We start from the raw sequence: 24,474 nt of genomic DNA, 5'->3' as shown, positions 1-24,474 counted from the left end.
CTCAAGGATTGGCGGCGGGTGGCAACCCGCTACGACAGATGCCCGAAAGTCTTCCTGTCCGCCATCGCCCTTGCCGCTCTCGTCATATACTGGTTATGAGTCCTGACCCTAGACGATGTGCGCGGGCAGCTTGAGTGAGCAGGCAGCTTGTCAGCCGTTCAGTATCCGCAGCAAAGTTTCGCCCTCTATCAAGTCATCATTTTTTGCCGTCAGCGCCTTCATCGCAATTTCTTCTGTCACCACGTAGTTCTGTCGTTCAACGCCCAAAGCCGCCAGCAGTCCTGCTTCATCTAGCTTGCCCGCCGCAAGCATATTGAACGCTGTATCCACCACGCCCCCTACATTTGCCGCCGTTTCCTTCTTCTGGCTTTTTCGCATGTCTCGTCCGCTGTGCATTTCAGCATTAAGCAATGGACTGTATTTGCTGTAGTGCTTGTCCAGCATCGCAGTGCTATTGCCCATTTGTTTGCTCAAGGCGTGGGTGCTGATGCCGCGCTTCAAGTCCCGCGTCGCATAGTAGTGCCGCAAGCTGTACAAAGTGCGGGATTTGCCATCCGCGCTAAACTTCAATCCCAAGTCGTCCAGTAGCGCATTAAATGCGCGGTTTAAGCTCGCGATGTTTGCAACACTGCCTAAGCGCGTCGTGAATACATGTTCGTTGGATTTGGCTGCGATGAGCTGAGCGAAGCTGTCGTAGCTGAGATTGGGGTTCAGCTTACTTTGTCTGTCCAAGTAGCCTTCCACAGTGTCTCGCGCCACTGCGCTTCTCTTTCGTGTTTTCCCGTCTACATTCACCACCAAATAGCGCTCGCCGTCATTTTCCTGCCATTCAATGTTGCGCCAACGCAGCCGCAATGCCTCTGTGCCATGCCTCACGCCAGTGTTTGCGAGAAACAGCACGTAGTTTCGCAGTACCTCGCGCGTCGCAATCGCCTTCTTGTCTTTCGTCTTTTTGTGCCAAGCACGTAGCGCCGTATAAATCTTCTTGTATTCTGCGTCAGTGAAGCTGCCTCTGCTTTCGCTTTTAACGCCTTTGTTAAGAAGGGTGGGGCGCATGGATTTTACGATCCAGCCGTGCAGTTCTGCTTCGTCCAGTACTCTGTTCAGTGCTGCATTGTGATTATTGATGCCGCTTTGTGAGAACGGCTTTTTGTTCGTCTCAGTGCGCCACGTGTCAAAAGCCGTCAGTGCAGCCAAATCTATCTTTGCTACATCCGTGTTGCCAAAATACGGGATGAGCCAAATGCGTAGCGCAGAGATGTAGTCTTTGTAAGCTTGTTTGCCGCCACCCTCATCAAGCTCGCGCTGCATTCGCGCCATCGCGTATTCAGCAACATGCTTGAATTTGCGGGTTTGAGCGGGGAGGTGGTTTTTGATGCGCGCTTTGGTCTCGTGGTACAATTCAATTGCGCGTTCTTTTGCTTCCTCTAAGTCGTCTGTCTTTGTGCTTTTAACAACACGTTTGCCGTTGTCCAAAGTCAGCCGCACGTACCAATTTTCGCTGCCCTGGCGCTTATCCAGCTTCAGTTTTTTGTGCACATTTACAGTGGTAACGCCGTAGCTCATCGCGTGCTGCTTCGCCTAGTTGCCTGTTTTTTCTCAGTATACGGCAAAAGGTCTCAAATTGCATTCGAATCTGCACGCGGACTGTGTACGAATTGTGCACGAATTTCTGAAAGCTAAATCTAGTGGTTTTTCGTGGATTATTTGAGGAAAAATACTAGATATTGGAGGCGAGTACCGGAATCGAACCGGTGTACACGGATTTGCAATCCGCTGCGTCACCACTCCGCCAACTCGCCTTTTCAAGCAATATCAATTACTTGCCGTGGTGCAGCAGCGGTTCTAGCAGCTTTCCCGCGCGGCGTCCAGAGGGCGCGCAAAGAATCTGCACGGGAAATGGCCGTCACCGGTATTCGAGACGCAACGCCAATTGTCGCGGGCCGGAATTTGCGTGCAAGGGCCGTTGCCGGGGCGCGTGCATTGTGGCAAAAGCCATCCGAACCAGGGAAATGATTGAGCGGTCACATGACGGATTTCGCAGCCCGACGCCAAACGATGGTCGATACCCAGATTCGGCCGTCCGATGTCACAAAGTTTCCGATTATCGATGCCATGCTGAAAATCCGGCGGGAAGATTTCGTGCCGGATTCCCAGCGCGAGGTGGCCTATGTCGGCGATTTGATCGATCTGGGGGGCGGTCGGTGCCTGCTGGAGCCGCGGACCCTGGCCAAAATGCTGGACGCGCTTAATATTTCCAATGACGAGGTCGTGTTGGATATCGGTCCGGCCTATGGCTATTCGATAGCCGTCGCCGCGCGCATGGCGCAACTGGTGGTGGGCGTCGAGGAAGACGAGGCAATGGCCGCCGAGGCGCAGGCCAATCTCAGCCAGGCCGATATCGACAATGCGATCATCCATGTCGGCCCATTGGCGCAAGGGGCCGCCGAGCATGGCCCCTATGACGTGATCATGGTTCAGGGCGGGGTTGAACGGGTTCCGGACGCGTTGCTGGAACAGCTCAAGGAACATGGCCGCATTGCCTGCCTGTTCGTTAATGGCAATCTGGGCACCGTCCGGATCGGTCGCAAGGTCGGCGGGCGCGTGACTTGGCGCCACGCGTTCAATGCCGCGGCGCCGGTCTTGCCGGGATTTGCTAAAGAACGGGCATTTTCGCTATAGTTCGGAAACACTTTTCCGTTCCCTATTGATTAGTTGAGAATCTGGCCGCAAACTGTTCCGAAATCAGAACAAATTTTGGTTTACGGGGTTGGATTATGCGTGGGACATCAGCAGCGAAACTGATCAAGGGGTTGGTGTTTTCAGCCTGCCTTGCACTGAATGTAGCGTCCGAGCGGACGGCTTGGGCAGACAACCTGACCGATGCGTTCATCGGGGCCTACAACTCCAGCGGCCTGCTGGAGCAGAACCGCGCGCTGTTGCGGGCCGCTGATGAAGACGTCGCGATCGCGCTTTCGGCCCTGCGCCCGATCATCAACTGGACCGTTCGGGTCAGTCAGGATTACACCAAGAACCGGATCAGAACGACGGTAACATCGGTCGAACCCTCGCGATTCTTTTCGGGGATAACGCTCAGCCAACTGCTGTACGACGGCGGCGCATCCTTGCTGGGCAAGCAGTCGGCGCAGGAAACCGTTCTGGCGACCCGGCAGGCGCTGATCGATATCGAGCAGCAGGTGCTGTTCCGGGCCGCAACGGCCTATCTGGGTGTTTTGCTGGAAGAAGAGCGGGTCCGAATCCGCCAAAACAACGTGAACCTGTCGGGTGAGGAGCTTCGCGCGACCCAGGACCGCTTCGAGGTGGGTGAAGTGACCCGCACGGACGTGGCCCTGTCCGAGTCGCAACTGGCCAGCTCGCAGGCCGATCTCGCCGATGCGCGCGGCAACCTCAGCACGGCGCAGGCTGAATATGTGAATGCGGTGGGCAAGACTCCGGGTCGCACGGCGGGGCAGCCCAGTCTGCCGGCACTGCCGCGATCTGCGGACGAGGCGATCAGCCTGGCCATGCGGAACCACCCGGCCATCCTGTCCGCACAGCATCAGGTGCGCGCCCTCGATCTGGTGGTTCAGCAGCAACGCGCGGGTCTTGGCCCGAATGTCAGCCTGAATGCCGATGTCGGGATTACCGAGAGCTACGACAACGACGACTACACCAACGACGCGTCGATCTCTCTGAATCTGAACCAGCCCATCTATGCGGGCGGCCGTCTGGCGGCAAACGTTCGCCGCGCCATGGCGCAGCGGGATGCCGCGCGGGCCAATCTGCTGAACGTGCAGAAAGACATCACGCAGGGGGTGACCAACGCCTATGTCCGCTTCCAGACCGCGACGGCCAGCCTGCGCGCGTCCGAAGAGCGGGTCCGGGCCTCTCAGGTCGCCTTTGACGGCATCCGCGAAGAGGCCACCTTAGGCGCGCGCACCACGCTGGATGTTCTGACCGCACAGCAAGACCTGCTGGATGCGCAACTGGCCGAGATCGCATCGCGGACCGAACGCTCGCTGGCGGCCTACCAGTTGCTTCAGGCGCAGGGGCTTTTGACCGCCGAACGTCTTGGTTTGGCCGTCCAGATCTATGACCCGACGCTATACTACAACCTGGTCAAGAAAGCGCCGGCGCAGATCAGCAAGCAAAGCCGGGATCTGGATCGTGTGCTCAAGGCGTTGCGTCGCGAGTGATCGCGCGCACTATCTGTTGTTCCGCACCGATTGTTTGGTTACAGTCGATCAAAAGGCCAGATCGGTAGAGAGCCATGTCGGATAGCAGTGTCACAGCAGGTGTCGAGGACGTTTTAGCGTCGATCAAGCGACTTGTCGGCGATCAGGGGCGCAAGGCTGAGCCAGGCGCCGGCTCCCGGCCGAAACCGGGGCGGCTGGTTTTGTCCCAGTCGCTGCGAGTCTCGGACGCACCCGATCCGCCTTCGCAGAGTGGGACCGGGTTGTCGAGCCTTGCACGGGACTTCTCGGTTGACGCCTTTCTGATGAAGGACGCCGAGTTCGCGAGCATTCATCCCGCAAACCAGAAGCCCGAGCCGATGGTTCTCAGTGCGTCCGACCGGGTCTATCCGACCGCCACCGAAACGACGGCAGAAAAGGCTGGTGCTCTGCCAAAAGAGAATCAGACCGGTCCACGGGATCTTGCCGGCAGTCTGAGTGCCAAGATTGAAGCCTTGGAGGCGGCAATCGCTCGGACAGAAGATCAATGGGAACCCGATGGAAACAGTGGCGACGAATATGCGGGAACCCGCACTCGGCGCATCCACTGGGATTTCGAAGCCGGCGGGGGCGCCACAACGGCAGCCGAGACCGAACGCGACGAGTCTTTGCAAGCGCAGCAGCCGCAGACGACAGCGCAATTCGTGCGGGATCGCGGGGCGGTCGAGACCGTCGCGACCGATGTAGAGGCCACCGCGACGATGGAGGTCGAAGAACTGAAGGCGTTGATCGCCCAGGTCGTGCGCGAAGAACTGCAAGGCGCACTGGGCGAGCGGATCACCCGAAACATTCGCAAGCTGGTCCGGCGCGAAATCAACCGCGCATTGGATGCAAGAGAGCTCGAGTAGTCCTCAGCCGCGCTGCGGTTTCGCCGCCATGGACAGCAGAAGATCCAGATCCATGTGCTCTTCAAGGTGATCGGCCAGGGCATCGAGGGTCTGTTCGACGCCGTCCTCATAGGCCAGGTCGGATTTGACGCCCAACTGCCGCAGATAGCGCGCCCGAAAGGCGTCTGAGGAAAAAACCCCGTGGAGATAGCTGCCCCGGACCCGGCCGCTGGCGTTGGCGGCGCCTTCGGCACGTCCCTCGACCTCGAGCCAGGCGCGGGCGCAATCGGGGCCGTCGGTGCGCCCCATGTGGATTTCATATCCGCTGACGGGTTCGCCGCCGGGCAGTGCTTTGGCCGTGCGCAGGCGGACCTGCTTGTCCCCGGCCATGACCGTTTCGACATCCAGCAGGCCCAGGCCTTGGACCGCACCCGGCCGCCCGTCGACGCCGTCGGGGTCCGAGATGGTTTTGCCCAGCATCTGATATCCGCCGCACAGACCCAGAACATGACCACCGCGGCGCACATGCGCGTACAGGTCGATATCCCAACCCTGACGGCGCAGGAATGCAAGATCGCCGATGGTGGACTTGCTGCCCGGCAGCAGCACCAGATCGGCATCGCCGGGCAGGGCGCGGCCGGCGGGAATGATTTCGACCGTGACGCCGGGTTCGGCCGACAGCGGATCGAGATCGTCGAAATTCGCCATCCGCTCAAGCTGTGGCACGGCCACTTTGACCGCTCCGCCCGGGGCTGAACGGATGTCCATCATGTCCTCGGCAGGCAGTTTCCACGCGTCGTCGAACCAGGGCACCACGCCCAGGCAGGGCCACCCAGTGCGGGCCGCGATGTCGTCGCGGCCATCATCGAACAGGCTGACATCCCCCTTGAAGCGATTGACCGCAAAGCCCCGGATCATCGCCAGATCGCCCGCCTCCAGAACCGCCTGTGTTCCCACGATCTGCGCGATCACGCCGCCCCGGTGGATGTCGCCCACCAAGATCACGGGAACACCGGCGGCACAGGCAAAGCCCATATTGGCGATGTCGCCCTTGCGCAGATTGGTCTCGGCCGGGCTGCCGGCGCCTTCCACCAGAACCAGATCGGCATTGGCGCACAATCTGTCAAAGCTCTCCAGCGCGGCGGCCAGCAGGCGGGACTTGTCCTTGCGATAATCCTTGGCCCGCATGGTTCCGGCGCGCTGGCCCTGTACGATGACCTGGGCGCCGGTGTCGGTTTCCGGCTTCAGCAGGATCGGGTTCATGTCGGTATGCGGGGCACGGCCTGCGGCGCGGGCCTGAAGCGCCTGCGCACGCCCGATTTCGCCGCCATCTTCGGTGACGGCCGCGTTGTTCGACATGTTCTGGGGCTTGAACGGCGCCACCCGCAGGCCGCGCCGGGCAAAGGCCCGCGCCATGCCGGCCACCAGTACCGATTTCCCGACATTGCTGCCGGTGCCTTGAATCATGATCGCGCGCACCATTCATGCCTCCTGCGGTTGGTGGCAGATGAGCCTATTTGAGCGGCCAAGGAAAGCGCGGAACGGGCGAATGGCGCCCTGATTCCGACATCGGATGTCCGGGCAACAAAAAAGCGCGCCGCAATCGCGGGCGCGCCTTTTTGAAATACGGCAAAGCCTCAGGCGGCTTCGGCCTGCTGTGCGGCGTTCCGACGCTCGCTTTCTTCGCGCGACAGGGCAACCGAGGTCCGCACACCGCGGCCCACGAATTCCATCAGGCCTTTGACGACGCGTTCGTTCGGGTCGATGCCGGCACAGGTCAGCACCTCGCGCCCATCGCGCGAGCGGGCCCAGCGGGCAATCTGTTCCGGGCCGTTGCCGTATTTCTTGTCATCGGCAATGGCGTCATCCAGGGCAGCCAGTACAACAGCCGCGAAAAGTTTGCGGGCACGGTTGCCTTGTTCATTGTTAAAGGCGGTGCCGTCAACGAAATCTCTCATCTCGTCTTCCTTGTTCTTGCTCTTGTAATTTTCGGCGTGGCGGTCCTTATGACCGATTTAGTGCGATTCGGATACACCTAATTTGCATGGTTGCGTTGCGTCATTTGCATAGCTCTCTGCGGGTGCAGCACTAGGTTTCGTTGTCTTGCATGGATTGTTCCCGCCAGATATAGGGACGGCAACGAACGCATCAACCTTGTGTGAAGGATTTATCTCATGCCCAAGATCAACGGGAACGAAATTCGTCCGGGCAACGTGCTGGAGCACAACGGCGGCTTGTGGGCAGCGGTCAAGGTCGAGCATGTCAAACCCGGCAAGGGCGGCGCCTTTGCTCAGGTCGAACTGCGCAACCTGCGCAACGGCACCAAGCTGAACGAACGATTCCGCTCGGCGGACAAGGTCGAGCGGGTGCGGCTGGAGCAGAAGGACCAGCAATTCCTGTACGAGAACGACGGCATGCTGGTATTCATGGATGCGGAAACCTATGAACAGATTGAATTGCCTGCCGATTTGCTGGGCGAGCGCCGCCCGTTCCTGCAGGACGGCATGACCATCGTCGTCGAGTTCTATGAAAACGAGGCGTTGAACGCCACACTGCCGCAAAAGGTCACCTGCAAGGTCGTCGAGACCGAGCCGGTCGTCAAAGGACAGACCGCCGCGAACTCGTTCAAGCCGGCGGTTCTGGACAATGGCGTCAAGGTCATGGTGCCGCCCTTCATCGCGCAGGACGAGATGATCGTGGTGAATACCGAAACCATGGAATATTCCGAGCGCGCGTAACGTCGCGTCACGGATACGGATCAGGGCCGCGCCGGAAGACCCGGGGCGGCCCTTTTCATGCCCGCGCGTCGGGTCGGCGGTATCGTTCGCGGTCAGGGCCGAACAGTTCCAGCATCAGCTCGAACTTGATGCGATTGGCGCTGACCTGCCGGTAGAAGGCGATCAGGAACGCGGTGGGGCCTTGGATACGCGCCAACCCGCTGGTGGCCGCGACCACGGTGCCCACGTCGGTCTTGCCGTTCAGGACAAGCCATCCCCCCAGCATCAATACGGCCACCGTACCAGCGCCGTTGATCGCACTCAGGGCGAATTTGGCGGACAGCTTCCACAGGAACATTCGGCGCCGGGTCTCGTAGATGGCGTCGAACTGGTCATGGATGTCCTGGGTGACCCGTTCCAGGTCGTCGGTGGTCAGATGATCTGTGGCGCTGCGCAGGATGCGCACCCGCTCGGCGACGAACCGGTTCACCTTGCGCTGGGAAATCAGCACGATGGCGATCTGCGGTGCGATCATCGACAAGGCGATCAGACCCAGCCAGGGCTGGGTGGACGAGATGTAGGCGATCACACTGACCAATGTGCCGATCTGCACGACCGGATCGGTGAAAGCGCCGCCGGCAAATTTGCCAAGCTCTTCGGCCTCGGCGGAAATGGCCGTTGTCAGCGTGCCTTTCCCGACATCCTCGTCGGCCTCGTCAACATCTTTTGCGCGCGCCAGAAGCAATCGGCGGATCCGGCGGATCATGTCCTCGCCCAGCGTGCCAGCGCGATATCCAAGCAACCATTTCAGGGCGAGGCTCAGCAGGATGACGCCCATCATGCCGGAACTCATCCAGATCAGTTGGGCCTTTTCGACCGCATCCGAGGTCAGGTGGTTGATGATGTCACGCTGAAATTCCAGCGGCGCAGCGGCCAGCGCAGCAACTGCAAGAGACAGCAGGATCAGTATGACCTGCCGCTTGGCGCTGGCGCGCCAGATGGTTGCGTACAGTCTCAGCATCCCTCGGCCCGTTCAATTCGTGCCTGCCTGTTCTACTCCGGGTACCGCACCGGAGGAATGCCCTGCGCAAGCCCCGTTCAGGGTCGTGCCGGTTGAGCAACAGAGGTCAGTCGATCAGCCACAGCCGCGCATCCGCGGCCTGCATGTCCGCGCCGGCGCGGTCCAGCCGCAGATGAGCGATGGCCTTGCCCCCCGATTGAGTGAACAGGGTGCCCGCTGGTTTGCCTTCGGACGTGATCTGGGTGCCGACCGGGGCGGCGCCTTCGATTCCAACCACCTGCAATCCCTTGCGCAGCTGGGTCTTGTGCTTCATGCGGGCGGTGACTTCCTGCCCGACATAGCAGCCTTTTTTGAAATCCACCCCGTGCAGCCGCTCGAACCCGGCCTCGAGGATATAGGTGTCGGGCGTTAGTTCGATCCCGCTTTCGGGAATGCAATGGGCGACCCGGATCGCGTCCCAGTCGGTTCCGTCATCGGCCTCGGCGGCGGGCGAATAGGCGCGCCATCCCAAATCCGGATGACGCGGGTCGGACAGGGCGCCTTGGGGCGCCGGGCCGGTTCCGCGCTGCAGATGCAGCTCGGTTTCGCCGAGCGTCACGTCCGCGCGCAGTTTGTACATGCTCAGCCGTTTGATCAGCATGTCTGCCAGATCCTCGGCCACGTCCAGCAGCACGCCGTCGCCATCGCGTTTCAGGAAAAAGTCCGCGATGTATTTTCCCTGCGGCGTCAGCAACGCGGCATAGACCAGCCCGTGGTCCAGCCCGCGGATGTCATTGGTGACCAGACCTTGCAGAAAGCTGTCGGTATCCGCGCCGGTCAGGCGCACAATGCGGCGGGTGCTCATCTTTGGGTCCTCGTGCAATCGGTGCGGCTGTTCATATAAGCGAATGGACCGGCAAGGCCAGAGGTTTCGCCACCGAGGCGCATGCGGTCAGGCACCCAGGCTGCTGCGCAGCTCTACCACCGCTTTTCCCAGACGGAACGGGGCGGCAAAACTGACAAGGCACAGCGCGATGATCTGCAGAACCAGAATATGCGCGTTGGCCTGCAGGTATTCCCATTCATCCTTCAGCTTCCCCACCTGTTCGATCAGGTCGTCATAGCTTTGGGCCAGAATGATGTAGTCGCCGGCGATGGCCGGAACCTTGCGGCGCATGTTGTCGATCGCCTCCTGAGTTTTGTCGTCAAGCGTGGCGAAGATGAGGAACTGCTCGATGTCGAAGGCATCGGCCCGGGCGGCCTTTTCGTGCATCTCGTCCATCTGCGCGCGACTGCGGCCGCCCAGCAGAAAGTGCAGGCCCTGCAGCGGCGCGACCTCGTTGGTGACCGCGATGAACAGGGGCAGGTCGGCATTGTTGGCGGTCGAGGCCGACAGGAATTCGACCTTGTCGCATAGCACGGCGGTGTCGGGGTCATAGGCCGGGTCGCAGAAGCGCAGCCGGAACCGCGCGGCGTCGCGGTCAAAGGCCCTAGAGGCGGCATAGGCCACGTCGATCTGCCGATCCAGGCGCGAACTGTCGGCGGTATAGAGCCCCGCCAGCACCGCCACCAGCGCGCCCAACCCGCCCAGCACGACCCAGACCAGATCGGCCAGCTTCCACGCCCGGTGCCCGGCCGGTTTGCGGAATAGAAAGGCGGTGCCCACCAGCCCGGCGGCAAAGAACAGCAACAGCAACAGAAGCTGGTTATCGGTGATGAAACTCATGCGGCGAGTCTACGGGGCCGGGGGGCGCAGGCAATGGGGCTCACGAAGATGTAGGGTGGGGTGAGTTGGGGTGGGGCACGCCCATCGGCAGCGCGGGGTTTGTGGTTGGGGTAGCGTGGGGTTTTACCCCACCGTTGCGATGGGAATTGTCGGGGTGGAGGTGGGTTGGAAACCTACCCTACGGGTTGCTTCTATGCCGTTGATAATATGGACATTCCCCAATAGTCTCGGTTTGACTCAAAGAAGAGGGGCTCACATGTTTAAGGTCAGAGCGCATCGAGTTTTCAACTTTTCTGTTTATGTGTTGTTTGTTGCAGCATTCTCAGGGTTCTTAACGAATCAATCTTTGGCGGCCGAGTTTTTTTGGCACAAGAACAAGATGTATTTTGTTGGGGACATTGTAGAAGGAGATAGCGCTGATTTTCTATATTCGCTTGCGGCCAAAAACGAAGCACCTCAGCAAATTGTGCTTCGGTCTCGTGGCGGTTCTGTTTCGGAGGCAATTGCGATTGGAAGAATGGTGCGAAAGTACCGTCTGGCTGTTTCCGCGCCGAATTTTCTTTTGCAAGACTTTTCTTGCCAAGATGCATATGGAGAGCTTCATGAAGCTCAAGGCAATTGCACATGCGCTTCAGCGTGTGCATTGGTCTGGTTTGGAGGGGTAATGCGCTTCGGCTCGGTTGGTCTGCACAGGTCATACTTGGCGTCAAACATTTACTCATTCAACGAATACGAGGAGACGCTTCGTGGTTCTCGAAATAATATTAGATCGTATTTAGAAGAGATGCGCGTTCCAAAATGGGTAGAAGATCAGGTATTTGAAACGGCTTCTCGTGATCTTTCAATAATTTCGGCAGCTATTCCAAAGAGGTTGTTTGAGCCTTGGGAGTTACAACCAATATTTATTGATCCGACTTTTCAAGAGTATGCTTTGTCTTTTTGTGGAAGCGAAACATCTCCAATTTACGAGAACATGAATTGCTATATTAAGGCCTTGGTTTGGGCACAGGATGAAAACGAAGACATCCGATGGCTCGATACAGCAAAGTTATATTTGTCAGCTTATCCTATGTTGAAAGACGAGCCATACCTAAGTTTCTTTGATGGTCAAGTGCGAGATATTACGGGGTCCAGTCTGCACGGTAACGATGGTTGGCTTGATCAACTTGGCCGCGCGCACTGGCGTACATCTCAACAATTTCCTGAAATTAGTTCGCCTGAGTGGTGGGGTGGAAATTAAAACAGCTTTGGCCTTTATGGACCCAAACACTCGACGACGATAAATCTCACTCAAACATCCAACTCCTCCACGAACCGTGCGTTCTCCTGGATGTACTGGAACCGCAGTTCGGGTTTCTTGCCCATCAGGCGCTCGACCAGGTCGCCGGTCTCGCCGGGTTCGTCCTCGTCGATGGTCACGCGGATCAGTTTGCGTGACTTGGGGTCCATCGTGGTTTCCTTGAGGTCCTTGGCGTCCATCTCGCCCAGACCCTTGAAGCGGCTGACGTCGATCTTGCCCTTGCCGCCCAGGCCCTTTTCCAGCCACATGTCGCGCTCGGCCTCGTCCAGGCAATAGACGCGCTTGGCGCCTTGGGTCAGGCGGTAGAGCGGCGGGCAGGCGAGATACAGGTGGCCCGCGTCGATCATCGGGCGCATCTGGGTGAAGAAGAAGGTCATCAACAGCGAGGCGATATGCGCGCCGTCCACGTCGGCGTCGGTCATGATGATGACCTTGTCATAGCGCAGGTCGTCGAGGTTGAACTTGCTGCCCAGCCCCACGCCAAGCGCCTGCGTCAGGTCGTTGATCTCGGCGTTCGAGCCCAGTTTCGATGAGGCCGCGCCCAGCACGTTCAGGATCTTGCCGCGCAGGGGCAGCAGGGCCTGGGTCTTGCGGTCGCGGGCCATCTTGGCCGAACCGCCGGCCGAGTCGCCCTCGACGATGAACAGCTCGGTGCCCTCGCGGTTGGTGGCCGAGCAATCGACCAGCTTGCCGGGCAGGCGCAGTTTCTTGGTGGCGGTCTTGCGGGCGGTTTCCTTTTCCTGCCGACGGCGCAGGCGTTCCTCGGCCCGCAGGATCAGGAAGTCGAGGATGGCGCCGGCGGATTTGGTGTCGGCGGCCAGCCAGTTGTCGAAATGGTCGCGGACCGAGTTCTCCACCAGCCGCTGCGCCTCGACCGTGGCCAGGCGGTCCTTTGTCTGGCCGACGAATTCCGGCTCGCGAATGAAGCACGAGACCAGCGCGCAGCCCCCGGTGATGAGGTCTTCGCGGGTGATCTGGGCGGCCTTCTTGTTGTTGATCAGCTCGCCGTAAGCCTTGATACCCTTGAGGATCGCGGCCCAGAAGCCTGCGACATGGGTGCCACCCTCGGGCGTGGGAACGGTGTTACAGTAGGACTGGATGAAGCCGTCGCGCGAGGGCGTCCAGTTGATCGCCCATTCCACCTTGCCCGGGGTGCCGAACTTCTCGTTGAAATCGACGGTTCCGGCGAATGGCTGGTCGGCATAGGTCGAGGAGCCGTTCATCGTCTCCTTGAGGTAGTCCGACAGGCCGCCGGGGAAGTGGAAGGTGGCCTCGGTGGGGGTTTCGCCGTCGTCGATGGCGGATTTCCAGCGAATCTCGACGCCCGAGAACAGGTAGGCCTTGGAGCGGATCGACTTGAACAGGCGCGCGGGTTTGAACCGGTGGTGGCCGAAGATTTGGTCGTCGGCGTGGAAGGTGACGGTGGTGCCGCGCCGGTTGGGGGCGGCACCGACTTTCTCGACCGGGCCCAGCGGGATGCCGCGCGAGAATCGCTGTTCATACAGTTCCTTGTTGCGGGCCACCTGAACGACCATCGAATCCGACAGCGCGTTGACCACCGAGGCGCCCACGCCGTGCAGGCCGCCCGAGGTCTGGTAGGCCTTGCCCGAGAACTTGCCGCCCGCGTGCAGGGTGCACAGGATCACCTCGAGCGCGGATTTGTCGGGGAATTTCGGGTGCGGGTCGATCGGGATGCCGCGGCCGTTGTCGCGGATGGTGACCGCGTAATCCTCGTGCAGTTCCACCTCGATACGGTTGGCGTGGCCGGCGACGGCCTCGTCCATCGAGTTGTCGAGGATCTCGGCCACCATGTGGTGCAGCGCCCGTTCGTCGGTGCCGCCGATATACATGCCCGGTCGCTTGCGGACGGGCTCCAGACCTTCGAGGACCTCGATAGAGGAGGCGTCGTAGGTGGCGGCGGATTCGGGCGTCAACAGGTCGTCGGGCATGGGGGCTGCTCTTGTTCTTGGGTTTGGGCCCATTATGGCAGGTGATGTGGGTCTGGGAAAGAGGGGGGCGAGGTGTTGTGGGTAAAGTCGGGGGCGGGCGTTGTGCGAGCGAGGGGCGCTGCCCCTCGCGCTCCCCGGGATATTTGAGGCCAGATGAAGGGTCGGGTCAGGTCTTGTCGGTCCAGTCGAGGATGGCTTGCGCGACCTTCTGGGGGTGCTGGTGGTGCAGCCAGTGGTCGGCGCCGGGGATGGTGACGCGGGTGAGGTCGGGGGCGAAAACCTCGAGCCCTTCGGTGGTTTCCGGCAGCAGGGCCTTGTCCTCGGGGCCCCAGATCAGCAGGTGCGGGCAGGTTACGCGCAGCCGCTCGGTCGGCAGTTGCGGCGGGTCGGCCAATGGCTTGCCGAGGTCGGCGACCTGCAGGGGCGAGGCGCGGTACCAGTTCAGCATGGCGTCGAGGCGGCCGGGGCGGGCCCATTCCGTGCGATAGGATTGCATCTGGTCGGGCGTCAGCCAGTCGGTGCCCATGCCGTGCCGGAAGAACTGTTCGAGCTTGGCGAAATTGTCCACGGACAGCCAGTCGGCCGAGTTGGGCGCGCGGAGCTGGTTGATGTATTGCGAGGCTTGGGATTGCGCGCCGCCCTTGGCCATCTCGCGCTGGAAGGGGCAGGGGTGGACGCCATTGGCGATGATCAGGCGGCTGACAAGTCCAGGGCGGAACATTGCGAGGCCGTATGCCACCGATGCCCCCCAGTCGTGGCCCAGAACGGTGATCGGCGCGCCGATCTGTTCGATCAGGGCGGCCATGTCCGAGACGAGCTGTGAGAGGACGTAATGCTCGGTGCCTTCGGGCGCCCAGCTTTGGCCATAGCCGCGCTGGTCGGGGGCGATGCAGTGGAAATGGTCCGCCAGGTGCGGGGCAAGGTCGGACCAGGCACCCCCGTATTCCGGGAAGCCGTGCAGCATCAGCAATGGTGGAAGGTCTGCATTGCCCCAGCGACGGACGAAGAACGGCTGGCCGTTCAGGTCGAGATATTCGGTTTTCATGCACAATTCCTGGGTGATGCCGCTTGGCCCAGCATTTTCGGACCTGAGAGCGAAGTCAACTTGATACGGATCAACGCGAAAAAGATACAAATTTGCTAGGTGTTTCGGTGAACAGCAAAACCGGAGTGATCGCATGGATGCAGTGACCCAGCAGAAACCGAACTCAACGCCCGAGGCCGCCGCGGCCAAGCCGAAGGCGGATCCGGAGGCGCCGACCCGCGAAAAGATCCGGCAGGCTTTCGAAAGCGGCGAATACCCCTATCGCACCAAGCTGTCCCGCTCGGTCTATGAAAAGCAAAAGGCCCAATTGCAGGCCGAGTTGCTGAAGGTGCAGCTGTGGGCACAGGAGACCGGGCAGAAGTTCGTTCTGCTGTTCGAGGGTCGTGATGCCGCTGGAAAGGGCGGCACGATCAAGCGGTTCATGGAGCATCTGAACCCACGTCAGGCCCGCGTGGTCGCGCTGAACAAACCGACCTGGGAGGAGAAGGGCCAGTGGTATTATCAGCGCTACATTCAGGAATTGCCCACGGTCGGCGAAATGGTGTTCTACGATCGATCCTGGTACAACCGGGCTGGAGTCGAGCGGGTGATGGGGTTCTGCACCCCCAACGAATACCTCGAGTTCATGCGCCAGACGCCCGAGTTGGAGCGCATGTTGGTGCGGTCCGGGATCCAACTTTACAAGTATTGGTTCTCGGTCACGCGGGACGAACAGCTTCGCCGTTTCAAGAGCCGCGAGACCGACCCGCTGAAGCAGTGGAAGCTGTCGCCCATCGACAAGGCCAGTCTGGACAAATGGGACGACTACACCGAGGCGAAAGAGGCAATGTTCTTCTATACCGACACCGCCGACGCGCCCTGGACCATCGTCAAGTCGAACGACAAGAAACGCGCCCGGCTGAACTGCATGCGGCATTTCCTGTCGACGCTGGATTATCCGGACAAGGATCATGACGTCGTGGGCCAGCCCGATCCGTTGATCGTGGGTCAGGCGCATCATGTGGTCCACCGGTCGGATCACATCCTGGGCACGGCCCTGCATCCTGATGCCCGGGCGAGCTGATCGGCGGGCAGCTGGTCTCGGATCGAGATTTTCCAGATGAGCCCTTGCCCCGTGTCGGGGCCGGGCATAAGGCTGGCGGGATGAGCAAGGTGATGACTTATCCTGCCCATGTCCGGGCGATTGCGGTGCTGGGGCTGCCCTTGATCGGTGGTCATCTGGCCCAGTTTGCCATCGGCCTGACCGATACGATCATGTTGGGCCGGTACGATGTCGAGGCGCTGGCCGCGGTGACGCTGGCCGGCAGTTTCTATTTCGTGCTGTTCCTGTTCGGGGGCGGATTCGGCTTGGCGGTGATGCCGATGGTTGCCACCTCGGCTGCCGAGGAGGATGAAACCAGCATTCGCCGCAGCACCCGCATGGGTCTGTGGTTGTCGCTGCTGTATGGCATGCTGGTGATGCCGCTGCTGTGGTGGTCCTACCCGATTCTGATCGCCACGGATCAGGATCCGCAAGTGGCGCAGACCGCGTCCGAGTATCTGAGGGTCGCCGGCTGGGGTCTGTTTCCGGCGCTGGTGGTGATGGTGCTGAAATCCTATCTGGCCGCGCTCGAGCGCACGCAGATCGTGCTGTGGATCACCGTCGCGGCGGCAGTGGTCAACGGCCTGACCAACTATGCGCTGATCTTCGGCAACTGGGGCGCGCCGGAGCTGGGCGTGATGGGGGCGGCGATCGCCTCGGTGGTGACCCAGACCGTGTCCCTGGTGGCGGTCATCATCTACGCGGTGAAGGTCCTGCCGGAACACAGTCTGTTCCAGCGGTTCTGGCGCCCGGACTGGGAGATGTTCTTCAGCGTGCTGAAGCTTGGCGTACCGATTGGCCTGACCCTTCTGGCAGAGGTGTCGCTGTTTGCCACCTCGGCCTTCATGATGGGCTGGATCGGGCAGGTGCCGCTGGCGGCGCATGGGATCGCGCTGAACCTGGCCTCGGCCACCTTTATGGTGCATCTGGGCCTGTCCAACGCGGCGACGATCCGCGCCGGCAATGCGCTGGGCCGGAAGGACCGCGCGCATCTGGAAAAAGGCGCAATCGCGGTCACGGGCATGTCGCTGGTGGTTTCGGTGATGACGATCATCCTGTTCCTGACCTGCGCCGAGCCGCTGATCTCGGTATTCGTCGAATCGGACGACCCGCAGCGCCCGCAGATCCTGGCGATCGGGGCCGGGCTGTTGGCTATGGCCGCGCTGTTCCAACTGGTGGATGGAGCGCAGGTAATCGCGCTGGGCCTGCTGCGCGGGCTGCAGGACGCCAAGGTGCCGATGGTGATGGCCGGGCTCAGCTATTGGGTCGTGGGGATCCCGGCTTCGTACTATTTCGGCTTCATCCGCGGGATGGACGGTATCGGAGTCTGGTTGGGGCTGGTGCTGGGGCTGGCTTCGGCCGCCGTCCTGCTGATGACACGGTTCTGGACGCGCTCGGTCAAGGCGGTGGGCGTGCCGGCCGAATAGCCTCTCAGCTCTTGGGCTGGCGGTCGGCCTTCTTGCGCACCAAGACCGAACGCAAGTCATGCATCGCCAGCAGCAGCCGGTCGGTGACCTGTTCCAACTGGTTGTCAGTCGCCTTGGACTGGGCCCATTGCGCCGTCAGGTTCAGATGGTCGATGGTTCGGTGGATGTCGTCGATGTCACGCTGCGCCAACAGCGCCTTGCGGTCCTCCATCCAGCGGGCGATCTCGGCCTTGTCGGCCTCGGTCAGAGTGCGCTGGCCGTGTGGCTTGACCTCGCCATTGCGGATGTTGACGACCGCGATCTGATCCATCTCGATCCGGCGCTGTCGGTTTTCCGTGTCGATCCGATAGACTGCGGCGCCGTTCTCGCGGACGCGGAAATAGTATTCGGGTAGGGTCGCGGACATGGGGGTCTCGGGGTTATTTCAGGGAAGCGCAGAACCGCTGGATGCGGGTGCAGGCCTCGGTCAAGGCCTCGTCCGAGGTCGCGTAGCTGACGCGGAAATTCGGCGACAGGCCGAAAGCCGCGCCAAACACCACGGCCACATCGGCCTCTTCCAGCAAGGCCGTGGCAAAGGCCTCGTCGCTGTCGATGACCGTCCCGGCGGGCGTGGTCTTGCCGATCAGCCCGGCGATCGAGGGGTAGACGTAGAACGCGCCCTCGGGGGTGGGGCAGGTGATGCCCTCGATCTGGTTCAGCATGTCCACGACCAGATCGCGGCGGCGTTTGAACATCCCGTTATTCGGCGCAAGAAATTCCTGCGTGCCGTTCAGTGCCTCGACCGCGGCCCACTGGCTGATCGAGCAGGGGTTCGAGGTCGATTGCGACTGGATCTTGCGCATCGCCGCGATCAGCTCGACGGGGCCCGCGGCATAGCCGATGCGCCAGCCGGTCATGGCATAGGCCTTAGAGACCCCATTGCAGGTGAGCGTGCGGTCATAGAGCCCCGGTTCGACCTGCGCGGGCGTGCAGAACTGAAACCCGTCATAGGCCAGATGTTCGTACATGTCGTCGGACATGACCCAGACATGGGGGTGACGCATCAGAACATCAGTCAGGGCCTTGAGCTCGTCCCACGAATAGCCCGCGCCGGTGGGGTTCGAGGGCGAGTTGAAGATGAACCACTTGGTCTTGGGCGTGATCGCGGCCTCGAGCTGTTCGGCGGTCAGCTTGAAGCGGTTTTCCAGCGTGGTTTCCACCGGCACCGGGGTGCCCCCGGCCAGCAGCACCATGTCGGGATAGCTGACCCAGTAGGGGGCGGGGATGATCACCTCGTCGCCCGGGTTCAGCGTTGCCATCAGCGCGTTGTAGAGCGTCTGCTTGCCGCCCGTGCCGACCGAGACCTGCGCGGGCGTGTAGTCCAGCCCATTGTCGCGCTTGAATTTGGCGCAGATGGCCTGTTTCAACTCGGGGATGCCGTCGGGGGCGGTGTATTTGGTCTTGCCCGCGGCGATGGCGGCGACGGCGGCGTCCTTGATGTTCTGCGGGGTGTCGAAATCGGGCTCGCCCGCGCTCAGGCCGATGACGTCGCGCCCGGCGGCCCGCAACTCGGCGGCCTTGGCCGTCATGGCGATGGTGGGCGAAGGTTTGACACGCGACAGTGTCGCAGACAGAAAGCTCATGGACGGCCCCGTTTGTATGTTGGTCCCGACTGTCATAGGGTGCGCCCGAAACACGATCAAGCGATATGCATTTGCAGAACTGGAGAGTTTGATGAGCGACGAAACCGACTGGTTCGGACCCGAGGCGGCGACGTTCGGAGATCGTCTGGCCGGCGCACGCGAAGCCGCCGGCATGACCCAAGCCCAACTGGCGCGGCGATTGGGTGTCAAGAAGGCCACCGTGGTCGGGTGGGAAAACGACATGTCCGAGCCGCGGGCAAACAAGCTGTCGATGATGGCGGGAATGCTGAACGTGTCGATCATGTGGTTGCTGACCGGCGAAGGCGAGGGCGCGGGCGTGCCCGATCTTGTAGAAGGAGATGCCGAGCTGGCTCCGCTGGTTGCCGAGCTGCGTGCGATCCGCGGTGAGATGCGCGCCAGTTCCGAGCGGCTAGCGCGGGTGGAAAAGGCCTTGCGTTTGAAGCTGGAGAAAGGCGAATGACCGAAACGCGCGAAACCCGGATCAAACGGATGAAGATGCGGTCGATGCGACGTGGCATCAAAGAGATGGACATCATCCTGCAGGCCTATGCCGAGCGCAATCTGGATGCGATGGACGATGCTGGGCTGGACCGGTACGACGCGCTGTTGCATGAGAACGATCAGGATCTCTACCAGTGGGTCACCGGACAGGTTGCGCCGCCCGCTCCGTTTGAGGATTTGATCTCGGAAATCGCGCAAACCTTTCAAAAATGAGGAAAATCCGGATTTAACCGATTATTCGGGATTTCGCGCCAAAGTTTCGAGAACAGCGCGACTGAATCGGAGGATCGGATGAGTTTGGAAATGCAGGTCTCCGCGCCGGGGACCAAGGGGTTCATGTCCAGCTATCTGGAGGCGCTGGCCCTGGTCGAACGCCTGCATCGGCTGCTGCTGGATGTCATCAAGGACGAGTTCGAGCGGGTCGGTGTGCTGGAGATCAACGCCGTACAGGCTCTACTGTTGTTCAACATCGGCGATCACGAGGTGACGGCGGGTGAACTCAAAAGCCGCGGCTATTACCAAGGCAGCAATGTCAGCTACAACCTCAAGAAACTGGTCGAGATGGGGTATATGCACCATCAGCGTTGCGAGATCGATCGGCGCTCGGTCCGGGTTCGGCTGACCGAACGCGGGCGCGAGATTCGCGATATCGTGGCCGACCTGTTTGCACGCCACGCGGACGGGCTGCAGAGCAAAGGTGTCTTGGGCGCGGACGGAATCGAAGACATCACCAGCGCGCTGCGCCGGGTTGAGCGGTACTGGACGGACCAGATCCGCTATATCTACTGATTGGTGGCGGGCAGGCCCTGCGACAACACCAGCGCGTCAAGCTCGCGGATCAGCTTTCGGGTCATGGCGTCCTCGTAGGCTTCGAACCCCAACGCCGTTTCTACGAACGCGCCGGGGCCCAGGATGACCCAGGCATTGTAATAGGCTGAAAGCTCTCCGATCTGGACAAAGCGAGCGTCGCCGTTGCCGGGATCGTCGGCGCCGATCACCAAACCGTTGATCGTGAGGCCAGCGCTGCGCAGCGCTGACTTGGCCGTTCGCGGATGTGGGCCGACATTGTGCTTGCCGTCCCCCGACAGATCAAGCGTGCGCTTCCAGCAATCCGCTTGCCCAGCCAGAAGCCCGGCGCCGAACTGCATCGCAGCCCCCACCGCGGTGCCTTGTGGCGCCGACGAGCGGCGGGTGGCTTTCAGGCGTTTGGCGATGGCCTGCAGGTCGGACGAACTGCGCAGAGTGGTCCAGTCGATGAGCACGCGTTGAAAGCTGGTTTCGCTCCATTCGAAGACGGCAAGCCGGATCGGTGTGCTCGGGTCCGACAGGATGAGGTCTTGCACTTCGGGCCGCTGCAGGGCTGCCGCCAGCCCGTCCAGTTGCAATCGGTACTCACGGCTGTCGACCGAGCCCGAAACATCCAGCCCCAGCGCCAGTGCCTGTCGGCATTGGGCGGCAAGCGGGGTCGCGACCAGGCACATCAACAACGCCAGCGCTCGGACGATCATCGGACGGCCCTCTCCAGCGCGCCGATCTGCAGGCTGGTCAACTCGCGCTCCAGTTTGCGGCGCATGGCGCGTTCGAAGTCCTCGAATCCCTGGGCGATTTCCAGAAAGGCTCCGGGGCCGTGCAGGACGTTGTTTTCAAAGAACGGAATCAGGAACAGCTCGCCTTCGAAATCTGCGGCGTTGATGACCAACCCGTTGACCGTGACGTTTTCAAAGGGGAAATGGCGATAGGCGATCTGCGGGCCGTAGCCGTCATTGTTCGATCCGTCCCCCGACAGATCAATGGTCTGGAACAGGCAGGGCGGGGCTTGGCGCATCAAGGTTGCACCGTACCCCAGCGCGTGGCCCATGGCTGTGGCGGACCCGGCATCGGAGCGGGTGGAACGACCGATGCGCCGGGCCACATCGAGCAGATCGGCCCGGGTTTCGATCATCTGCCAGGGCAGGATGACATGCTGCGTGTTTCGCCCGCTCCACTCATAGGCGGCTAAGGCCACGGGCATGGGCGACGAAAAGAACGCCCGTTCGACCTCGGGCGCGACCAGAGCGGCGGCCAGGCCCTGACGCTGCAGCGCGTCCTCGGTTGCATCGACCGATACCGAGATGTCGAGTGCAAGCAGCAGTGCCAGGCGGCATTGCTCGGCCTGAACGGGGCCGGCCAAGGCGGCCAACCCCAGGGCTGTCAACCAGCGGATCACCAGTGGCCGGTGTTTTCCATGCTGACCCAGGGCTCGGCCGGGGGCAGCGGTTCGCCGTTCTGCAACAGTTCGATCGAGATGTTGTCCGGCGAGCGCACAAAGGCCATGCGCCCGTCGCGCGGCGGGCGGTTGATGACGACGCCTTTGTCGGCGAGGTGCTGGCAGGTTTCATAGATATTGTCGACGCCATAGGCGATGTGCCCGAAATGGCGGCTGTCGCTGGGCAGACCATCATCGCCGTCCCAGTTGTAGGTCAGTTCAATCGGTGCGTCCTCCTGCCCCGGAGGCGCCATGAAGATCAACGAGAACCGCCCCTCTTCGCTGTCATAACGGCGGGTTTCCTGCAACCCCAGCAGCTTGTAGAACGCCATGGATTTGTCCAGGTCCTTCACCCGAACCATCGTGTGGAGGTATTTCAGCCCCATCGTGTTTTCCTTTTTTCAAGATAATCTGCGTCAGCTTAGCGCGCTGTCGGTGGGTGTCGAGGGGCGGGCAGGGCTCCATCCGAAAAATGCACAAAGCGCCGTACATATCGCGGTTTCGATGCCAGTGCTGCCGATATATAGTGTTAGACGACTCAATGCTGGAGAGGGAAATTTCATGCCGCTGTCTGCCGAACAACTGGCCGAAATCGAAGAACAACGCACCCAGACGCAGCCGACCCGTCGAGTCGTGGCGCCCGGCATGGAAGAGCATCTGTACACCGCACACCCGGTTCTGGACCACGGTTTCGTGCGGGTGATCGACTATATGGGTGACGACGCGGCGATCTGCCAGGCGGCGCGGGTCTCGTACGGCAAGGGCACCAAATCGGTGCAGAATGACGAGGGGTTGATCCGCTATCTGATGCGGCACTGGCACTCGACCCCGTTCGAGATGTGCGAGGTCAAGCTGCATGTCAAACTGCCGGTCTTCGTAGCACGACAGTGGATCCGGCACCGCACGGCGAATGTAAATGAATACTCCGCCCGCTATTCGATCCTTGACCGGGAATTCTACATTCCCGCGCCGGATCAATTGGCGGCGCAGTCGGCGGTCAACAATCAGGGCCGGGGAGAGGCGTTGCAGGGTGAAGAAGCTGCCCGCGTGCTGGACATTCTCAAGGCCGACAGCGCCCGCTGCTACGACAATTACGAAGCGATGATCAGCCAGGACGGCCAGCAGGGGCTGGCGCGCGAACTGGCGCGGATGAACCTGCCGGCCAACATCTACACGCAGTGGTACTGGAAGGTGGACTTGCATAACTTGTTCCATTTCCTGCGGTTGCGGGCCGACCCGCATGCGCAATACGAAATCCGGGTCTATGCCGAAACCATGTGCAAAATCGTGGCTGACTGGGTTCCGTTCGCCTACAAGGCGTTCGAGGACTACCGCCTGGGTGCGGTCAACTTGTCAGCGCAGATGGTCGAAGCACTGCGGCGCATGCTGCAAGGTGAGGCGGTGACACAGGAGAACTCGGGCATGACCGCGCGCGAGTGGCGGGAGTTCGAGGCGGTGATCCGCAACACCTAGCCACGCAGCCTGTCTGGGCAACGTCATGACCGCTTCTCAAACAGCCGACCCGGTCAAAAAACCGGCGCAGGGCATAGGGGGCGGTAGAGGAGCGGTCAACGGCCCGCAAATTGGCCGTCGACCTTGTTTCAGGGCGCCGCCCGGACGGGCGGACCGATTACATGGGCTTCAAATCACCCGCCATTTGGCGGCCGTCGCGTCCGTCCTGCAACTCGTACGAGACTTTCTGATTGTCGGCGAGTCCGGTCAGGCCGGATCGTTCTACGGCCGAGATATGAACAAACACATCCTTGCCACCCTCATCAGGGGCAATAAAACCATAGCCTTTGGTCGTATTGAACCACTTCACGGTGCCGGTAGGCATAATTCCGTGTCTCCTTCTCCTTGCGCGTCACCCTGCGAAATGACAGGGCATAGTCAAAGCGACCACCAATCGACGCAGTTCCGAGCGAACGAGACGGCGTAAATTATGTGTTTCGCCTTTTTCAACATTGCACGGTGCGGTAAAAAATCAAGGAATACTGGGCCAGGCACTGCGTTTTGCCCGAAATTGGATCAAAAACCAAAGAGGACCGGCCATGCGCCTTTATGGTCTCAAGACCTGTGACACTTGCCGCAAGGCGTTGAAATCGCTTCCGGATGCCGAGTTTGTAGATGTGCGCTCGCAAGGCGTGCCGGCCGATGTACTGGCGCGGGCATTTGCGCGTTTCGGCGACACCTTGCTCAACACCCGTTCAACGACCTGGCGCGGATTGGACGCGGCCGCGCGCGCGCGTCCGGTTCTGGAACTGCTGGCTGACCACCCCACGCTGATGAAGCGGCCGCTGATCGAAAACGGGGCCGAGATGTATCTGGGCTGGACCCCGCAGACCCAAGCCGGCCTTGGCATTGTCTGAAAGGGTGCCTATCTGTCACGACGCAACAGCAAGGAAGACAGCATGCGAAACGCAGCCATGATCCTGGGGGTCATCGCCGGGCTGGTCGGAATGATCGTCGGATTTTTCGGGTACGGGTTCGTCGAATTGGTGGATCGCTATGGCGAGATTGAAGGTCTGGCCGAGCAGGTGGAGAACCCGGAACTGATCAAGACGGCCTCGATCTTTGCGCCGATGCTGGCGATTGCCGGGGGTGCGATGGCGCATGCCCGGGCTTTGGTGGCGGGGGTCTTGCTGCTGATTTCCGCGGCGGGAATGTACTACGCCTTTGGCTTTGGCGTGTTTACCATGTTCCCCATTGCCTTCGCCGGCGTCGCGGGGCTGCTTGGGATCGCCGCGGGCAAGCCGGACGAACCCAAGGCGCATTTCTAGG

The 24,474-nt window shown here is 61.0% G+C and carries 27 protein-coding genes, 1 tRNA gene and 1 pseudogene; 14 read left to right on the top strand and 15 right to left on the bottom strand.

What is annotated here, in order from left to right; all coding sequences use genetic code 11:
* Positions 1 to 99 (top strand): annotated as a pseudogene (locus AC2FME_RS02750) (IS5/IS1182 family transposase); the annotation flags it as partial.
* Positions 100 to 150: 51 nt separating this feature from the next.
* Here the strand turns inward: AC2FME_RS02750 and AC2FME_RS02745 are convergent.
* Both AC2FME_RS02745 and AC2FME_RS02740 read right to left on the bottom strand, forming a co-directional pair.
* The gene (locus AC2FME_RS02745; RefSeq protein WP_496799544.1) at positions 151 to 1,566 is read right to left on the bottom strand and encodes a tyrosine-type recombinase/integrase; all 1,416 of its coding nucleotides are present in this window, start codon (positions 1,564 to 1,566) and stop codon (positions 151 to 153) included.
* Positions 1,567 to 1,728: 162 nt separating this feature from the next.
* Positions 1,729 to 1,802, bottom strand: a tRNA-Cys gene (locus AC2FME_RS02740).
* A 226-nt stretch (positions 1,803 to 2,028) separates the two neighbouring features.
* Here AC2FME_RS02740 and AC2FME_RS02735 point away from each other — a divergent pair.
* From AC2FME_RS02735 to AC2FME_RS02725, 3 genes are all read left to right on the top strand, one after another.
* Complete coding sequence (locus tag AC2FME_RS02735; protein WP_496799543.1) at positions 2,029 to 2,682, top strand: protein-L-isoaspartate O-methyltransferase family protein; 654 nt, start codon at positions 2,029 to 2,031, stop codon at positions 2,680 to 2,682.
* Between the two features lie 95 nt (positions 2,683 to 2,777).
* A complete protein-coding gene (locus AC2FME_RS02730; protein ID WP_496688960.1) occupies positions 2,778 to 4,196 on the top strand; it encodes a TolC family outer membrane protein in 1,419 nt (472 codons plus the stop codon).
* Between the two features lie 302 nt (positions 4,197 to 4,498).
* A complete protein-coding gene (locus tag AC2FME_RS02725) occupies positions 4,499 to 5,080 on the top strand; it encodes a hypothetical protein (protein ID WP_496799542.1) in 582 nt (193 codons plus the stop codon).
* Between the two features lie 3 nt (positions 5,081 to 5,083).
* Here AC2FME_RS02725 and AC2FME_RS02720 read toward each other — a convergent pair whose 3' ends face one another.
* Positions 5,084 to 6,541, bottom strand: a complete 1,458-nt coding sequence (locus AC2FME_RS02720; RefSeq protein ID WP_496799541.1) for a cobyric acid synthase — start codon at positions 6,539 to 6,541, stop codon at positions 5,084 to 5,086.
* Between the two features lie 155 nt (positions 6,542 to 6,696).
* Complete coding sequence (locus tag AC2FME_RS02715; protein ID WP_005982071.1) at positions 6,697 to 7,017, bottom strand: DUF6280 family protein; 321 nt, start codon at positions 7,015 to 7,017, stop codon at positions 6,697 to 6,699.
* Positions 7,018 to 7,233: 216 nt separating this feature from the next.
* Between AC2FME_RS02715 and efp the strand changes: the two genes are divergently transcribed.
* On the top strand, positions 7,234 to 7,797 hold the full coding sequence (gene efp / locus AC2FME_RS02710) for an elongation factor P (RefSeq protein WP_490361604.1): 564 nt from the start codon (positions 7,234 to 7,236) through the stop codon (positions 7,795 to 7,797).
* 55 nt (positions 7,798 to 7,852) lie between these two features.
* Here the strand turns inward: efp and AC2FME_RS02705 are convergent, their stop codons facing one another.
* From AC2FME_RS02705 to AC2FME_RS02695, 3 genes are all read right to left on the bottom strand, one after another.
* Positions 7,853 to 8,797: an ABC transporter transmembrane domain-containing protein gene (locus tag AC2FME_RS02705; RefSeq protein WP_496799540.1), complete on the bottom strand. Its 945-nt coding sequence runs from the start codon at positions 8,795 to 8,797 to the stop codon at positions 7,853 to 7,855.
* Positions 8,798 to 8,903: 106 nt separating this feature from the next.
* Entirely contained in the window at positions 8,904 to 9,641 is a 738-nt protein-coding gene (gene ygfZ, locus AC2FME_RS02700; RefSeq protein WP_496799539.1) for a CAF17-like 4Fe-4S cluster assembly/insertion protein YgfZ, read from the bottom strand.
* An 87-nt stretch (positions 9,642 to 9,728) separates the two neighbouring features.
* Complete coding sequence (locus AC2FME_RS02695) at positions 9,729 to 10,502, bottom strand: hypothetical protein (RefSeq protein WP_496799538.1); 774 nt, start codon at positions 10,500 to 10,502, stop codon at positions 9,729 to 9,731.
* A 256-nt stretch (positions 10,503 to 10,758) separates the two neighbouring features.
* On the opposite strand from AC2FME_RS02695, the gene AC2FME_RS02690 reads away from it, so the two are divergent.
* Positions 10,759 to 11,742, top strand: a complete 984-nt coding sequence (locus AC2FME_RS02690) for a hypothetical protein (protein ID WP_496799537.1) — start codon at positions 10,759 to 10,761, stop codon at positions 11,740 to 11,742.
* A gap of 50 nt (positions 11,743 to 11,792) precedes the next feature.
* Here AC2FME_RS02690 and parE read toward each other — a convergent pair whose 3' ends face one another.
* Positions 11,793 to 13,751, bottom strand: coding sequence for a DNA topoisomerase IV subunit B (gene parE / locus AC2FME_RS02685; RefSeq protein ID WP_496799536.1), 1,959 nt, complete (start codon positions 13,749 to 13,751; stop codon positions 11,793 to 11,795).
* 166 nt (positions 13,752 to 13,917) lie between these two features.
* The gene (locus tag AC2FME_RS02680) at positions 13,918 to 14,796 is read right to left on the bottom strand and encodes an alpha/beta fold hydrolase (protein WP_496799535.1); all 879 of its coding nucleotides are present in this window, start codon (positions 14,794 to 14,796) and stop codon (positions 13,918 to 13,920) included.
* 133 nt (positions 14,797 to 14,929) lie between these two features.
* On the opposite strand from AC2FME_RS02680, the gene ppk2 reads away from it, so the two are divergent.
* Together ppk2 and AC2FME_RS02670 are read left to right on the top strand one after the other, a co-directional pair.
* Positions 14,930 to 15,859, top strand: a complete 930-nt coding sequence (gene ppk2 / locus AC2FME_RS02675; protein ID WP_496680221.1) for a polyphosphate kinase 2 — start codon at positions 14,930 to 14,932, stop codon at positions 15,857 to 15,859.
* Between the two features lie 92 nt (positions 15,860 to 15,951).
* Positions 15,952 to 17,304, top strand: a complete 1,353-nt coding sequence (locus AC2FME_RS02670) for an MATE family efflux transporter (RefSeq protein WP_496799534.1) — start codon at positions 15,952 to 15,954, stop codon at positions 17,302 to 17,304.
* 4 nt (positions 17,305 to 17,308) lie between these two features.
* Here AC2FME_RS02670 and AC2FME_RS02665 read toward each other — a convergent pair whose 3' ends face one another.
* Both AC2FME_RS02665 and AC2FME_RS02660 read right to left on the bottom strand, forming a co-directional pair.
* Positions 17,309 to 17,710: a hypothetical protein gene (locus AC2FME_RS02665; protein ID WP_496680225.1), complete on the bottom strand. Its 402-nt coding sequence runs from the start codon at positions 17,708 to 17,710 to the stop codon at positions 17,309 to 17,311.
* Between the two features lie 13 nt (positions 17,711 to 17,723).
* Positions 17,724 to 18,926, bottom strand: coding sequence for a pyridoxal phosphate-dependent aminotransferase (locus AC2FME_RS02660; protein ID WP_496688940.1), 1,203 nt, complete (start codon positions 18,924 to 18,926; stop codon positions 17,724 to 17,726).
* A 91-nt stretch (positions 18,927 to 19,017) separates the two neighbouring features.
* Here AC2FME_RS02660 and AC2FME_RS02655 point away from each other — a divergent pair, with 91 nt between their 5' ends.
* The 3 genes from AC2FME_RS02655 to AC2FME_RS02645 all read left to right on the top strand — a co-directional run bounded on the left by AC2FME_RS02655 (position 19,018) and on the right by AC2FME_RS02645 (position 20,237).
* Positions 19,018 to 19,407, top strand: coding sequence for a helix-turn-helix domain-containing protein (locus tag AC2FME_RS02655; RefSeq protein ID WP_496680228.1), 390 nt, complete (start codon positions 19,018 to 19,020; stop codon positions 19,405 to 19,407).
* Positions 19,404 to 19,661, top strand: coding sequence for a succinate dehydrogenase assembly factor 2 (locus AC2FME_RS02650; protein WP_496680230.1), 258 nt, complete (start codon positions 19,404 to 19,406; stop codon positions 19,659 to 19,661). Before AC2FME_RS02655 ends, AC2FME_RS02650 begins: the two co-directional genes overlap by 4 nt.
* A gap of 78 nt (positions 19,662 to 19,739) precedes the next feature.
* Positions 19,740 to 20,237 carry a MarR family winged helix-turn-helix transcriptional regulator gene (locus tag AC2FME_RS02645; RefSeq protein WP_496742067.1) on the top strand — a complete coding sequence of 166 codons (498 nt, stop codon included), beginning with the start codon at positions 19,740 to 19,742 and terminating at the stop codon, positions 20,235 to 20,237.
* Here AC2FME_RS02645 and AC2FME_RS02640 read toward each other — a convergent pair.
* The 3 genes from AC2FME_RS02640 to AC2FME_RS02630 are packed head-to-tail and all read right to left on the bottom strand — an operon-like array spanning position 20,231 to position 22,079.
* The gene (locus AC2FME_RS02640; RefSeq protein WP_496799533.1) at positions 20,231 to 20,956 is read right to left on the bottom strand and encodes a DUF1194 domain-containing protein; all 726 of its coding nucleotides are present in this window, start codon (positions 20,954 to 20,956) and stop codon (positions 20,231 to 20,233) included. The two genes, AC2FME_RS02645 and AC2FME_RS02640, sit on opposite strands and share 7 nt — an antisense overlap.
* The gene (locus tag AC2FME_RS02635) at positions 20,953 to 21,654 is read right to left on the bottom strand and encodes a DUF1194 domain-containing protein (protein WP_496680236.1); all 702 of its coding nucleotides are present in this window, start codon (positions 21,652 to 21,654) and stop codon (positions 20,953 to 20,955) included. The genes AC2FME_RS02640 and AC2FME_RS02635 overlap by 4 nt, the downstream gene beginning before the upstream one ends.
* A complete protein-coding gene (locus AC2FME_RS02630) occupies positions 21,651 to 22,079 on the bottom strand; it encodes a VOC family protein (RefSeq protein ID WP_496799532.1) in 429 nt (142 codons plus the stop codon). Before AC2FME_RS02630 ends, AC2FME_RS02635 begins: the two co-directional genes overlap by 4 nt.
* Positions 22,080 to 22,254: 175 nt before the next feature.
* Here AC2FME_RS02630 and thyX point away from each other — a divergent pair, with 175 nt between their 5' ends.
* Positions 22,255 to 23,166 (top strand): FAD-dependent thymidylate synthase, encoded by a 912-nt coding sequence (gene thyX, locus AC2FME_RS02625; RefSeq protein WP_496680239.1) that lies wholly within the window; start codon positions 22,255 to 22,257, stop codon positions 23,164 to 23,166.
* Between the two features lie 157 nt (positions 23,167 to 23,323).
* Here thyX and AC2FME_RS02620 read toward each other — a convergent pair whose 3' ends face one another.
* A complete protein-coding gene (locus AC2FME_RS02620) occupies positions 23,324 to 23,530 on the bottom strand; it encodes a cold-shock protein (protein WP_496680240.1) in 207 nt (68 codons plus the stop codon).
* Positions 23,531 to 23,744: 214 nt separating this feature from the next.
* On the opposite strand from AC2FME_RS02620, the gene AC2FME_RS02615 reads away from it, so the two are divergent.
* Positions 23,745 to 24,062, top strand: a complete 318-nt coding sequence (locus AC2FME_RS02615) for an ArsC/Spx/MgsR family protein (RefSeq protein WP_496688930.1) — start codon at positions 23,745 to 23,747, stop codon at positions 24,060 to 24,062.
* Positions 24,063 to 24,104: 42 nt separating this feature from the next.
* Complete coding sequence (locus tag AC2FME_RS02610; RefSeq protein ID WP_496680243.1) at positions 24,105 to 24,473, top strand: hypothetical protein; 369 nt, start codon at positions 24,105 to 24,107, stop codon at positions 24,471 to 24,473.
* The last annotated feature ends 1 nt before the right edge of the window (position 24,474 follow it).

The organism is Ruegeria sp. BHSC026 (genome assembly GCF_059613065.1).
The sequence above is the reverse complement of the archived record's forward strand: the minus strand, read 5'-3'. Positions and strand labels throughout refer to the sequence as shown.